The sequence below is a fragment of the Pseudomonas sp. DL genome (genome assembly GCF_047199225.1).
GTDB lineage: Bacteria > Pseudomonadota > Gammaproteobacteria > Pseudomonadales > Pseudomonadaceae > Pseudomonas > Pseudomonas aeruginosa.
Genome location: NZ_CP178323.1, coordinates 4,629,169 through 4,642,448, shown reverse-complemented (window position 1 = coordinate 4,642,448; position 13,280 = coordinate 4,629,169). Strand labels below are relative to the sequence as shown.

The 13,280-nt window shown below is 65.4% G+C and carries 11 protein-coding genes and 1 tRNA gene; 4 read left to right on the top strand and 8 right to left on the bottom strand.

From position 1 onward, the window contains the following. The first annotated feature begins 313 nt into the window (after positions 1-313). Positions 314-1,762, top strand: coding sequence for a magnesium transporter (mgtE, locus tag ACI766_RS21645; protein WP_003085996.1), 1,449 nt, complete (start codon positions 314-316; stop codon positions 1,760-1,762). Between the two features lie 49 nt (positions 1,763-1,811). Here mgtE and ACI766_RS21640 read toward each other — a convergent pair whose 3' ends face one another. The 3 genes from ACI766_RS21640 to rimO are packed head-to-tail and all read right to left on the bottom strand — an operon-like array spanning position 1,812 to position 4,041. Continuing rightward, positions 1,812-2,204 (bottom strand): hypothetical protein, encoded by a 393-nt coding sequence (locus ACI766_RS21640; protein ID WP_003085997.1) that lies wholly within the window; start codon positions 2,202-2,204, stop codon positions 1,812-1,814. Further along, on the bottom strand, positions 2,197-2,658 hold the full coding sequence (locus tag ACI766_RS21635; protein WP_003104756.1) for a DUF1456 family protein: 462 nt from the start codon (positions 2,656-2,658) through the stop codon (positions 2,197-2,199). The genes ACI766_RS21640 and ACI766_RS21635 overlap by 8 nt, the downstream gene beginning before the upstream one ends. Positions 2,659-2,718: 60 nt before the next feature. After that, the gene (rimO, locus tag ACI766_RS21630) at positions 2,719-4,041 is read right to left on the bottom strand and encodes a 30S ribosomal protein S12 methylthiotransferase RimO (RefSeq protein ID WP_003086001.1); all 1,323 of its coding nucleotides are present in this window, start codon (positions 4,039-4,041) and stop codon (positions 2,719-2,721) included. Between the two features lie 246 nt (positions 4,042-4,287). On the opposite strand from rimO, the gene ACI766_RS21625 reads away from it, so the two are divergent. Beyond that, on the top strand, positions 4,288-6,192 hold the full coding sequence (locus ACI766_RS21625) for a potassium transporter Kup (RefSeq protein ID WP_003104754.1): 1,905 nt from the start codon (positions 4,288-4,290) through the stop codon (positions 6,190-6,192). A 54-nt stretch (positions 6,193-6,246) separates the two neighbouring features. Here ACI766_RS21625 and ACI766_RS21620 read toward each other — a convergent pair whose 3' ends face one another. The 3 genes from ACI766_RS21620 to mprF form a co-directional block, all read right to left on the bottom strand. Continuing rightward, positions 6,247-6,795 carry a cytochrome b gene (locus ACI766_RS21620; RefSeq protein ID WP_003112597.1) on the bottom strand — a complete coding sequence of 183 codons (549 nt, stop codon included), beginning with the start codon at positions 6,793-6,795 and terminating at the stop codon, positions 6,247-6,249. 160 nt (positions 6,796-6,955) lie between these two features. Continuing rightward, positions 6,956-8,239, bottom strand: a complete 1,284-nt coding sequence (locus ACI766_RS21615) for a virulence factor family protein (protein ID WP_003112596.1) — start codon at positions 8,237-8,239, stop codon at positions 6,956-6,958. A 1-nt stretch (position 8,240) separates the two neighbouring features. Next, positions 8,241-10,886 (bottom strand): bifunctional lysylphosphatidylglycerol flippase/synthetase MprF, encoded by a 2,646-nt coding sequence (mprF, locus tag ACI766_RS21610; RefSeq protein WP_003123231.1) that lies wholly within the window; start codon positions 10,884-10,886, stop codon positions 8,241-8,243. Between the two features lie 248 nt (positions 10,887-11,134). Between mprF and ACI766_RS21605 the strand changes: the two genes are divergently transcribed. Further along, positions 11,135-11,494, top strand: a complete 360-nt coding sequence (locus tag ACI766_RS21605) for a hypothetical protein (protein ID WP_003104747.1) — start codon at positions 11,135-11,137, stop codon at positions 11,492-11,494. A gap of 14 nt (positions 11,495-11,508) precedes the next feature. Here ACI766_RS21605 and ACI766_RS21600 read toward each other — a convergent pair whose 3' ends face one another. After that, on the bottom strand, positions 11,509-11,823 hold the full coding sequence (locus ACI766_RS21600) for a hypothetical protein (RefSeq protein ID WP_003086015.1): 315 nt from the start codon (positions 11,821-11,823) through the stop codon (positions 11,509-11,511). Between the two features lie 178 nt (positions 11,824-12,001). Then, positions 12,002-12,078, bottom strand: a tRNA-Met gene (locus ACI766_RS21595). A 146-nt stretch (positions 12,079-12,224) separates the two neighbouring features. On the opposite strand from ACI766_RS21595, the gene dinB reads away from it, so the two are divergent. Further along, positions 12,225-13,274, top strand: coding sequence for a DNA polymerase IV (dinB, locus tag ACI766_RS21590; protein ID WP_003086018.1), 1,050 nt, complete (start codon positions 12,225-12,227; stop codon positions 13,272-13,274). The last annotated feature ends 6 nt before the right edge of the window (positions 13,275-13,280 follow it).

Below are 13,280 nucleotides of genomic sequence, written 5' to 3'. Positions count from 1 at the left end.
GGTCGGATAAGGGTGAGTGCAGGCTAACGCGTTGCCTTTTTCCGCGGGGCCGAGTGTCCTGAGTGAAATTTCCGGCGTCGCAGTCAGGCGTCGAGTGACGATGAACTTTGTGCCGCAAGCGCTTGTTCTTGCCGCCATTTTGTAACGCGCAAAACGCAAGCGGAGTGTTATCATTATCCGTATCTGCCCCGAGAGGGCCCTTGGAACACCCCCATGGACTTACCCAGTAGAAACTCGAACAGTTTCCCGTTTGACCAATCACGTTTCTGATTGACCCCTTTGGCGTGCTCCGCTACTGGGGGTGGAGCGCGCTATGACCGAAGTAGAAGCCAAGAAGCCGCAGGAAAGCCTGCAGGACCGCCTAGCGCAGGTGGTCGAACTGCTGCATCGCCACAAGGTGGTGGAAGACCTGACCCATCGTCAGGAAGGCCAGCACCATGACCGGGTGGAAAACCTCGTCCACCGGCAGAATCTCGTAGAACTCCAGCGCAAGCTGGAGGAACTGCACCCCGCCGACATCGCCCACATCCTCGAATCGCTGCCGCTGGACGACCGCCTGACGGTCTGGCAACTGGTCAAGTCCGAGGACGACGGCGACATCCTCCTCGAAGTCTCCGACGCGGTCCGGGAAACCCTGATCGCGGACATGGACGACCACGAGATCATCGCCGCGACCAAGGACCTGGACGCCGACGAACTCGCCGACCTGGCACCGGAACTGCCGCGCGACGTGGTCCATGAACTGATGGAAAGCCTCGACGCGCAGCAGCGCGAGCGAGTGCGTTCGGCGCTGTCCTACGAGGAGGACCAGGTCGGCGCGCTGATGGACTTCGAGATGGTCACCATCCGCGAGGACGTCAGCCTGGAAGTGGTGCTGCGCTACCTGCGCCGCCTGAAGGAACTGCCCGGGCATACCGACAAACTGTTCGTGGTCGACTACGACGGCGTGCTCAAGGGCGTGCTGCCGATCAAGCGCCTGCTGGTCAACGATCCGGACAAGCAAGTGCTGGAAGTCATGGCCACCGACCCGGTGACCTTCCACCCGGACGAGGACGGCTACGACGCCGCCCAGGCATTCGAGCGTTACGACCTGATTTCCGCGCCGGTGGTGGACAAGGGCGGCAAGCTGATCGGTCGTCTGACCATCGACGAGATGGTCGACCTGATCCGTGAGGAAAGCGAAAGCGAAGTCCTCAACATGGCCGGTCTGCGTGAAGAAGAAGACATCTTCGCCTCGGTCTGGAAGTCGGTGCGCAACCGCTGGGCCTGGCTGGCCACCAACCTGATCACCGCCTTCGTCGCCTCGCGGGTGATCGGTCTGTTCGAAGGCTCCATCGAGAAACTGGTGGCGCTGGCCGCGCTGATGCCGATCGTTGCCGGCATCGGTGGCAATTCCGGCAACCAGACCATCACCATGATCGTCCGCGCCATCGCGCTCGACCAGGTACAGCCGACCAGCAACAGTCGCAACCGCCTGCTGCGCAAGGAGCTTGGCGTCGCGCTGGTCAACGGCCTGGCGTGGGGCGGAGTGATCGGCGTGGTGGCCTTCTATCTTTACGGCAACTGGGAACTGGGCGTGGTGATGACCGCCGCGATGACCCTGAACCTGCTGCTGGCGGCGATGATGGGAGTGCTGATCCCGATGACCCTGCATCGTTTCGGACGCGATCCGGCGATGGGCTCCAGCGTGATGATCACTGCGATGACCGACAGCGGCGGTTTCTTCATCTTCCTCGGCCTGGCGACGATCTTCCTGATGTAGCCGGAGCGCCACGCGAGAAGCCGCCCACGGGCGGCTTTTTTCATGGCGGTCAGATCAGCGGGGAAACCTTCGGTGGCGACCAGGACAGCACGCTCAGGCAGCGATCGCCGCCATTGACGAAATACTCGTCGACGGCCTTGGTCTCGCGGGCGACGAAGCCCTCGCGACGGCATTCCTGGTCCAGCCAGCCGCCTTGCTCGACCCGGTACAGCCAACCCTCGGATGCCGCACAGGCTGGCCAGAATTCCAGCAGGTCGGCAGCGTCGAGCTGGCGCAGGCCTTCGACTTCGACGAACTCGACGCGCCAGGTGCGCTGGTTGGCGAGGTCGCGGACGAGGATGGTCAGGCCGGCGCGATCCTGGCGGCACTCCAGGAACCAGGGGTCGACGCAGGGCGGCGCCTGGAGCAGAACCGCCAGCAGCGGCTCCGCGCGTTCAGCCACGGACGCGCAGGGTCAGGCCCTTGAGGAAGTTGCGCAGCAACTGGTCGCCGCAGGTCCGGTAGTTGCTGTGGCCGGGCTTGCGAAACAGGGCGCTCAGCTCGGGTTTGGAGACCGGGAAGTCGACGCTGTCGAGGATGGCATGGAGGTCTTCCTCCTTGAGTTCGAAGGCGACCCGCAGCTTCTTCAGGATCATGTTGTTGCTCAACGGCAGCTCCAGCGGCGGTAGCGGACGCGACTCGTCGCGACCGCGGCGCTGGATGATCAGTCCGTCCAGGCAGCGCGCCAGGTAGCGGTCGGGGCAGGCCTGGAAGCCGTCTTCGTCTTCCTTCTTCAGGTAAGCCTCGAGCAGGTCCGCTTCGACTTGCTCGCCGAACGGGGCGGCCAGTTCGGCCAGATGTGCATCGGGAAGATCCAGCAGGTAGCGCAGGCTGCGTAGTACGTCGTTGTTGAGCATCGTGCTCTCCGGAACGGTTGGCGATGAAAAGCCCCGCGGGGCGGGGCTCTTCAGGGAGGCTCAGACCAGCTCGGCCCAGAGGTCGTACTCGTCGGCATCGGTGATGCGCACGCGGACCTTGTCGCCCGGCTTCAGCTCGTCGCTGTCGACGAACACGTTGCCGTCGATTTCCGGAGCGTCGGCCCAGGAGCGGCCGACCGCGCCCTGTTCGTCGACTTCGTCGATCAGCACTTCGATTTCCTTGCCCACCTTGAGCTGCAGGCGAGCGGCGGAAATCGCCTGCTGGTGGGCCATGAAGCGTTCCCAGCGGTCCTGCTTGACCTCGTCCGGCACCGGCTCCAGGCCCAGCTCGTTGGCCGGAGCGCCTTCGACGGGGGAGTACTGGAAGCAGCCGACGCGGTCGAGCTGGGCTTCCGTCAGCCAGTCGAGCAGGTACTGGAAGTCTTCTTCGGTTTCGCCCGGGAAGCCGACGATGAAGGTCGAGCGGATGGTCAGTTCCGGGCAGATCTCGCGCCACTGCTTGATCCGGGCCAGGGTCTTGTCCTCGAAGGCCGGGCGCTTCATGGCCTTGAGCACCTTCGGGCTGGCGTGCTGGAAGGGGATGTCGAGGTACGGCAGGAGCTTGCCGGCGGCCATCAGCGGGATCACGTCGTCGACGTTGGGGTACGGGTAGACGTAGTGCAGGCGAACCCACACGCCCATGCTGCTCAGCGCCTCGCAGAGTTCCTTCATGCGGGTCTTGACCGGCTGGCCGTTCCAGAAGTCGGTCTTGTACTTCAGGTCCACGCCGTAGGCGCTGGTGTCCTGGGAAATCACCAGGAGTTCCTTGACCCCGGCCTTGACCAGGCGCTCGGCCTCGCTCAGCACGTCGCCGACCGGCCGGCTGACCAGCTTGCCGCGCATGGACGGGATGATGCAGAAGCTGCAACTGTGGTTGCAGCCTTCGGAAATCTTCAGGTAGGCGTAGTGGCGCGGGGTCAGCTTGACGCCTTGCGGCGGGACCAGGTCGACCAGCGGGTTGTGTTCGGTCTTCGGCGGCACCACTTCGTGCACCGCGGTAACCACCTGCTCGTACTGTTGCGGGCCGGTGACCGCCAGCACGCTTGGATGCACGTCGCGGATCGCGTGCTCTTCCACGCCCATGCAGCCGGTGACGATGACCTTGCCGTTCTCGGCGATGGCTTCGCCGATCACTTCCAGGGACTCGGCCTTGGCGCTGTCGATGAAACCGCAGGTGTTGACCACCACGACGTCGGCGTCTTCGTAGGTCGGAACGACCTCATAGCCTTCCATGCGCAGCTGGGTGAGGATGCGCTCGGAGTCGACCAGCGCCTTGGGGCATCCAAGACTGACGAAGCCGACTTTGGGAGTGGGGGTGGACATGGCTAACCTCGGTAGGCGGGCGCGCTTGCTGGCGCCTCTGATCAAAAAGTGCGCAATTCTAGCGGCAGCGCCGCGGCTTTTCCAGTCTCCCGTGCAGCTCTTTTCCGGCCCTGGAAAAACTCACCGCGGGCGCTCGGCAATCGGCTCCCCGGCCTTCTATAGTCATAGCAGTCCGTGGCCTCGGCGCTTGCATCGCGGACGGCATGGGCGCAGCATTTGCCGAATTTTTCCGGGGGAAAGCGTTTCATGAGTGATGCAGCGACGCGTGCCGAGGAGACGTCGGAGGGGCATTCCAGCTCTGCCATCGGCCTGATGGTCGGGGCGGTTGGAGTCTGCTATGGGGATATCGGCACCAGTCCCTTGTATACCCTGAAAGAGGTCTTCATCGGCGGCTACGGGGTGCAGGCCAACCACGATGGCGTCCTTGGCGTGCTGTCGCTGATCTTCTGGTCGCTGGTCTGGGTCGTTTCCATCAAGTACGTGATCTTCGTCCTGCGTGCCGACAACCAGGGCGAGGGCGGGGTGATGGCGCTGTCGGCCCTGGCGCGCCGGGCGGCGGCGCCGTTCGGCAGGCTGCAGACTTTCGTGGTGGTTGCCGGCCTGATCGGCGCGGCGCTGTTCTACGGCGACAGCATGATCACCCCGGCGATCTCGGTACTGTCGGCGGTAGAAGGGCTGGAGATCGCCTTCGACGGCCTGGAGCACTGGACGGTACCGCTGGCGCTTATCGTGCTGATCGGCCTGTTCCTGATCCAGAAGCACGGCACCGCGCGGATCGGCATCCTGTTCGGCCCGGTCATGGTGCTCTGGTTCGGCGCCCTGGCGGCGCTGGGCGTCTACGGGGTGATCCAGCAGCCGGAAGTGCTGCAGGCGATGAACCCTGTATGGGCCGTGCGTTTCTTCAGCTCGCATCCCGGCATCGGTGTCGCCATCCTCGGCGCCACCGTACTGGCGCTGACCGGCGCCGAGGCGCTGTACGCCGACATGGGCCACTTCGGTCGCAAGCCGATCGCCCGTGCCTGGTTCCTGCTGGTGCTGCCGGCGCTGGTGCTGAACTACTTCGGCCAGGGCGCGACCATCCTTTCCAACGCCGAGGCGGCGCGCAACCCCTTCTACCTGCTGGCGCCGGGCTGGGCGCTGCTGCCGATGGTGGCGCTGTCCACCCTGGCCACGGTGATCGCCTCCCAGGCGGTGATCTCCGGCGCCTTCTCCCTGACCCGCCAGGCGATCCAGCTCGGCTACGTGCCGCGGATGACCATCCAGCACACTTCCAGCCACGAGCAGGGGCAGATCTACATCGGCGGGGTGAATTGGGCGCTGATGGTCGGCGTGGTCCTGCTGGTGCTCGGCTTCGAGTCCTCGGCGTCGCTGGCGGCTGCCTACGGCGTGGCGGTGACCGGAACCATGCTGATCACCACCCTGCTGATGGGCGTGGTGATCTGGCGCCTGTGGAAATGGCCGCTGTGGCTGGGCGTCCCGTTCTTCTGCGTGATGCTCGCGGTAGACAGCCTGTTCTTCGCCGCCAACCTGCCCAAGGTGATCCAGGGCGGCGCCTTCCCGGTCATCGCGGGTATCGTCATCTTCATCCTGATGTCCACCTGGAAGCGTGGCCGCCAACTGCTGGTGGAGCGTCTCGACGAGGGCTCGCTGCCGCTCTCGGTGTTCATTTCCAGCATGCGCGTGCAGCCGCCGCACCGGGTCCAGGGGACCGCGGTGTTCCTTACCGCGCGTACCGACGCGGTGCCTCACGCGCTGCTGCACAACCTGTTGCACAACCAGGTGCTGCACGAGCAGGTGGTGCTGCTCACCGTGGTCAACGAAGACAGCCCACGGGTTTCGCCGGATCGCCGTTTCGAGGTCGAGGCCTATGGCGACGGATTCTTTCGGGTGATCCTGCACTTCGGCTTCATGGAAGAGCCAGACATCCCGGCTGCCTTGCGCCTGTGCCATCTCAACGAACTGGACTTCAGCCCGATGCGCACCACCTACTTCCTCAGCCGGGAGACGGTGATTCCATCCAAGCGCATCGGCATGGCGCGCTGGCGCGAGGGGTTGTTCGCCTTCCTGCTGAAGAACGCCAACGGCAACCTGCGCTATTTCAACCTGCCGCTCAACCGGGTGATCGAGTTGGGAACCCAGGTCGAGATCTGATCCGCTCCGCTGCAAAAAAGCGCGCCCGATTGGGCGCGTTTTTTTGCGCGTTTCTCAGCGCCGTTGCGGCAGCATCCGTACCAGGGTGTTGTCGCGGCTGACGAAGTGATGGAAGAGCGCCGCGGCGGCGTGCAGGCCGATCAGGAAATAACCGGCGTTGCCGATGGTTTCGTGCCATTCCTTGATTTGCCCGGCGAGGTCGGGGTTCTTGTCGACCAGCGGCGGTAGCTCCAGGCCGAAGAACGGTATCGGCTTGCCGGCGGCGCTGAGGATCAGCCAGCCGGCGAAGGGCAGGCCGATCATCATCAGGTAGAGGGCGTAGTGCATCAGCCTGGCCAGCGTCGCCTGCCAGGCGGGGATGGCGGGCTCTATGCGCGGGGTAGGGGTGGCCAGGCGCACCAGCAGGCGCAACCAGACCAGCAGGAAAACGCTCAGGCCAAGCATGAAGTGCCATTGCTTGAGCAGTTCGCGGGTTTCGCTGCCCTTGGGGAAATTGCCCTTCAGTTCGATACAGGCGTAGACCCCGGCGATCAGCAGCAGGGTCAGCCAGTGCAGGGCAATGGTCAGGCTCCCATAACGGGATTCGGTGTTTTTCCAGCTCATCACGGTTCCTTCTCTTCGGCTCTCGGGAGCCCGCTCTGAGGCGGGTCGGCCGGTATTCTCGGCGGCTCCGCTGAAGCCAGCCTGAATGCCCCCGGCAGGCTCAGTCTAGCTGGCGCCGACCGGGGACAAGAAGGGCGGAGCGGGGAGAGCTTGATCGCGATCAGGCGTCGGGAGCGTTCTCGCGGTCGCGGATGGCCTGGAGCATCTTCTTCGCCAGGGACAGGTAGTCCTCGTCGAAGTGGTGGCCGCCCGGCAGTTCGAGCTTCTCGCCGACGGCCTGGGATTGGGTACAGCCGCTTTCGTCCTTTTCTTCGGCGCCATAGATGCAGAACACCTTGGCTGCCGGCAATCTGGCCATTTCCGGGCCGGTGGCGGCTTCCTCGCCGGCCTTGCCCAGCCAGCCTTCCACTTCGATCTCGAAGCTGCCGGTCCGCGCCAGCGCCAGCAGCAGCATGGCTTTCACTTGCTGCTGGTCCTTTCCGGGCAGGCGGTTGTAGATCGCCGGCAGGATGTCGGCGCCGAACGAGTAGCCGGCCAGGACGAAACGTTTCGCGCCCCACTTCTCGCGGTAGTGTTGCATCAGCTTGGAGAGGTCGGCGGCGCTCTGTTCCGGGCTCTTGTGTTGCCAGTAGTAGCGCAGGGTGTCGATGCCGACCACCGGGTAGCCCATGCTGGCCATATGCTCGGCAGAGTCCTTGTCCAGGTCGCGCCAGCCGCCGTCGCCGGAATAGAACAGGGTGACGATGTCCGAGGGTTGCGCCGCGGGGACCTCGAGTACCGGCAGGGCCTCGGCGTTGCCTTGCAGTTGCAGGCGCAACTGATGGGCGAGCACGTCGGACAGCGGGGTGTCGTAGTCGCTGATGCTGGTTTCCGCGCTCGACTGCTTGCGGACGAAGACTGCGGTGTCGTCGTCCGGGTTGTCGTTCCAGGCCAGCAGCCACTGGCCGTGCGACGCCTGGTGCGGCAGCGGGGCGTCGCAGTCGCGCTCGGCCAGGGCAATGTCGAAGCCGACCGAGAGCGCCTTGGCCTTGTCGTCGTCCTGGCTGGCGAGCCAGCGCCAGGCGGTGGTCGAGCCCGGGCCGATGCCGGCGACCAGGTTCGGCTTGCCGCCGAGGCGGGCAATGACCGCTTCGAGCCGGGACTGCTGCGCCCTGCAATCGCCGTTTTCCGGAGGGAAGTACTGGATCACCCGGGCGGCGCTGTCGTGAGCCAGGTTCAGCATCTGGGCGTCGTTCAATTGCTGTTCGGGGGCGGCGATCACCACCACCCGCGAGCGCGGCTTCTCGCCGGGTTCGGCAAGGGTGGCGTGGCCGCCGTCGTCGAGGTCCAGGGCTTCCAGTTTCGCCTGGGCCGCCGGTCGGCTCCAGAGCAGCAGGGCGGCACCGACGATCAGCACCAGGGCGGCGACCAGAAAACGGCGCCAGTGACGTTTCACGACAGACATATCAGCGTTTCACCAATCCAGTCAGGCCGCCGGCGATCAGCGCGGCGGTATCGGCCAGGGCCACCAGCGGGTCGAGCCCGGCTGGCACGGCCAGGTAGCGGGGTTCCCAGTCGGGCTGGAACTTGTCCTTGAAGCGTCGCAGCCCCTGGAAATTGTAGAACTGTTCGCCCCGCCGGAAGACCAGCGCGCCCAGGCGCTGGGTCAACGGTGCGCCGCGCCTTGGCTGGAGCCCGGCCAGCGGCACCATGCCGAGGCTGAAGCGCGCGTGGCCCTGGGCCTTGTAGTGGAGGATGAGGCCGAGCATGAGGAACTCCATGGTCAGCTTCGGCGCGTCCGGGTGCACGCGCATCAGGTCGAGGCTCGCCAGTTCGCGGCTGTCGGTCTCCAGCAGGTTGGCGAAGGCCACCGGCTTGCCTTGGTGGCGGACCATGGCGATGCGGAAGAAGTTCAGGTACGTCGGGGTGAAGCGGCCCAAGGAGAAGCCTTTCTCGCGCACCTGCTTGCCGCCCAGCCAGGCGTCCGATATCGCCTTCAGCTCGTCCAGCGGAGCCTGGCCCGGTTCATGGAACTCCAGGGCCAGGCCGTCGCGCTGGCCGCGGTTCCAGGTGTAGCGCAGGTCTTTCATTTCCTTGCCCTTGTTCTCCAGGTCGAAGCGCAGCAGGTCGACTCGCGCTTCTTCGCCGAGCTTGAGGGCGGTCAGGCCAATGTCCATGTAGAACGGCAGGTTCTCGGCACGCACCTGGTAGAACACCGGGCGGGCATGGTGCAGGTCGCAGAGGTCGCGGAACTGCCAGATCAGTTCGGCGCGCTGCATGGCCGGGCCGATCGGGTCGTACAGGGCGATCATGCTGCGACCGCGGCGGGCGTACATGAGGAAAGCGTCGTCGCTCTCATGGAAGAGCAGGGCCTTGTCGCCGGTCAGGGCCAGGCCGCCATCCGGCTGGTCCGAGTGGCGGATGATCCGCGCCGCGCGCTGCAGCTCTTCCGCGTTCGGCTCGCGGATCGCCGGCGGTGCCGCGCGCAGCAGCCAGCCAAGGGCCAGGGCCAGGAGCAGCAGGCAACTGCCGAGGGCGGCGCGCAGGGCGCGCGGGGCGTCGGCGTCCAGGGCGAACTGCCACCAGAGCTGGTTGCTGTAATGCACGTCCTGGTTGGCGAACAGCAGCAGCCAGACCGAGGCGCCGACCACGCAGATGCTGGCGCCTACGTAAAGCGGCGAGAAGGGTACTTCCATCAGCCGGCTGGGACGGTAGAAGGAGCGGCGGAACATGGCGAGCAGCGCGGCGGTCAGGCTCAGCAGGCTGGCTTCCTCCCAGTCGAAGCCTTTCAGCAGCGAAAGCAGGGCGCCCACCAGCAACAGCACCAGGGTCAGGGCCCAGGCGGCCGACAGCCGTCGGCGCAAACCCTGCGCGAGCAGGAGGCAGAGCACGCCGATCAGGCTGGCGACCAGGTGCGAGGCATCGATCAGGCGATGTGGAATGAGGAAACCGAGGTGTTCCAGGCGGGTGTCGATCGCCGGTGTGGCGCCGGAAAACAGCAGCACGACACCGGAGAGGAAGACCAGGATCGCCAGGATCGGTGCGGCGAAACCCGAGGCGACGCGGATCGCCTGGCGCGTCACCCACAACCGGCGCGCTTCGAGGAACAGCAACAAAAGGCAGGCCAGCAGCAGTGGCAGTACCACATAAATCAAGCGGTACAAGAGCAGGGCCGCGGCCAGCGGCGCGGCGCCCAGTTGGCCGGCGAACGCGGCCAGCAGCACCGCCTCGAACACCCCGACTCCGCCCGGTACGTGGCTGAGCACGCCGGCGGCCAGGGCGAGCAGGTAGACCAGCAGGAACGCCGCGAAGGGTGGGGTTTCCGGCAGCAACAGATAAAGGACGGTAGCGGCGGCGGCGACGTCGAGGGCGGTGATCAGCAGTTGCAGCAGCGATAGGCGCAGGCCTGGCAGGCGCAGGCTGCGGCGGCCGAGGCGGACCAGCAGGCTGTCGGGGGACGGCCGTTCTCCCGGCAGACGGTGCCGGGCCAGGAACGCCACCAGGCCGACAGCCAGCGACAGGACGGCGATCGCGATGACGGCGACCAGGGCGCGGGGCAGGTGCAGCGCCGACGCCGCATCGTCGAGGTCGCAGAGTGCGGCGAGTGCCGCCAGCACCGGCAGTGCGCAGCCCAGGGAAAGGCTGGCAAATAGCGTCATCCGGGCTATTTCGGCAGCGCCGATGCCATGCCGGGAATACAGTCGGTAGCGTACGGAGCCGCCGGAAAGCAGCGACAGGCCTACCGCATTGCCGATGGCGAAGGCGCTGAAGCCGCCGGTGGCCAGGCTGCGCATGGGCAGCGTGACGCCAGCGAAGCGGCTGGCCGACCACTCGTAGCCGAGCAGGATGACGAAGCCGAGGGCGGTCGCGCTCAGGGCGCCGAGCAGCGCCGGCCTGGGCACGTCGGCGATGGCATCGTGGAGGGCGCCGGGATCGATCTCCCGTAGCAGGTGGTAGCAGGCCACCAGCGCCAGGCCGAACAGCAGCAAGGTGAAGACCAGGCCGATGGGCTGGCGGTAGGCGGTAATCCGATCGATCAGCCGGATGCGTTGTGGGGACGCGGGAGAGCTGGGTGGAGCGGGATGTTCTGGAACGGGAGCGTCGGTGCGCATCAGCCACCTCATGGGAATTTGCGCGACAGAGTATGGCCTCTCGGGCGAGTTCCCAAGTGGTCGCAGCAGATTTTTTCTGTGCGGGGCGGCGTCCTGTCACAGGGAGAAGACCGCCGGGTTTTGCAGGAGTTGCGTCGGCGAAGTGGCCGAAGGCCATTTGCTGGTATTCGTTCAGCGATGGTTCAGCTTGCCGTGGGCATAGTGGCGGCTTGCACTGTCCGACCATTTCCGAGGGGGGAAGGGTGACGATGATCCAGGCGGGCATTCATGTCGGCGCCGGAGTCGTGCTGGGCGTGGCCGCTGGATGGTGGCTGGGGGATTGGGAACAGTCGTTGCAGGTCAAGGACTCGGTGGCGCGGGTCGATTGCCTGTTGTACGGCGCCCTGCTGGTGGTGTTGCTCCGCCACGACGGTTGGTTGCGCCGCCTGGGCCTGCTGGGCCTGGGGCTGTTCTGCGGTTCCCTGCTGGTCTATTCGGTGAATCCGGCAAGCCTGTTCGCTGCGAAAGAGTCCTGGAGCCTTGCGCGGATCTCCATGCGGGCCTTCGGTCCGCTGGTGATGCTGGTCGTGGGGATGGCCTGCGCGCGCCTGGCACACGAGTTGCGCTGACGCAGGCATTGCGCTCACGCCGGAGTCAGGTGACGCGATTCCTCGCGGTATTCCTTCAACCAGCGCAGCACTTCCACGGCCTCCCAGCGAGAGGGGTCGTACAACGCATAGATCTCGCCCTGGTAGCCGACCACATCGAGCGGCCGGTGGAAGCCGGCGCGCTGGAACAGCGCCTCGATCTCGGCGAAGCAGGTGTTGAAGTGCACGCGGGTGAACGGCGTCTTGCCGTCGGTGACCAGGCCGTCCATCTGCAGTTCGTCCACTGCCTGGCGGATGTCGTCGAGTTCCATCCGGTTCACGCTGCGCTTCAATTGTTCGACGTTCAGCATCTGTCTGTCCTTTCCGTATCCGTTACCGAGCATTCATCGAAGGCTGAGCTGGCTGTACGAATATACAGTTAAATGTGCGATGATGCGAGCGAACGGAGGGCGAGGCGATGCAGTGGAACAGGAGGGGCGGAATGCAAAAAGCCCCGGCGCTATCGCTAGTGCCGGGGCTTTTCGAATGTGGTTGCGGGAGCTGGATTTGAACCAACGACCTTCGGGTTATGAGCCCGACGAGCTACCAGACTGCTCCATCCCGCGTCTGTGTGGGCGCATTCTACGGACTCTCGTCGGGCTGTCAATCGATTTTTCGAAAAAAGTGTTTTTTCTTCAAATGCTTAGCGCTTGCCCAATGTTAGAATTCAGCGCTCCGGGGCAGGCCCGGCGGGGCTTGTAGCGAGATTCCGGTGCGGAAAATCATCCATATAGACTGCGACTGTTTCTATGCCGCCCTCGAGATGCGCGACGACCCCAGCCTGCGCGGCAAGGCGCTGGCGGTTGGCGGTTCGCCGGACAAGCGCGGAGTGGTCGCCACTTGCAGCTACGAGGCGCGAGCCTATGGCGTGCGCTCGGCGATGGCCATGCGCACGGCGCTCAAGCTGTGTCCCGATCTGCTGGTGGTGCGCCCGCGTTTCGATGTCTACCGGGCGGTGTCGAAGCAGATCCATGCGATCTTCCGCGATTATACCGATCTGATCGAGCCGCTTTCGCTGGACGAGGCCTACCTGGACGTCAGCGCTTCGCCGCATTTCGCCGGTAGCGCCACGCGGATTGCCCAGGACATCCGCCGCCGGGTGGCCGAGGAGCTGCACATCACCGTTTCGGCGGGCGTCGCGCCGAACAAGTTCCTGGCCAAGATCGCCAGCGACTGGCGCAAGCCGGACGGGCTGTTCGTGATTACCCCGGAGCAGGTCGACGGGTTCGTCGCCGAGTTGCCGGTGGCCAAGTTGCATGGCGTCGGCAAGGTCACGGCGGAGCGCCTGGCGCGGATGGGCATCCGCACCTGCGCCGACCTGCGCCAGGGCAGCAAGCTGAGCCTGGTGCGCGAGTTCGGCAGCTTCGGCGAACGCCTGTGGGGACTGGCCCATGGTATCGACGAGCGACCGGTGGAAGTCGACAGCCGGCGCCAGTCGGTGAGCGTCGAATGTACCTTCGATCGCGACCTGCCGGACCTGGCGGCTTGCCTGGAGGAACTGCCGACCCTGCTCGAGGAGCTGGACGGACGCCTGCAACGCCTGGATGGCAGTTATCGGCCGGACAAGCCGTTCGTTAAACTGAAGTTTCACGATTTCACCCAGACCACGGTGGAACAGTCCGGCGCCGGGCGCGACCTGGAGAGCTACCGGCAATTGCTCGGCCAGGCCTTTGCCCGTGGCAATCGTCCGGTGCGCCTGATCGGCGTCGGCGTGCGCCTGCTCGACCTGCAGGGCGCCCACGAACAACTCAGGTTGTTCTGATGCTCC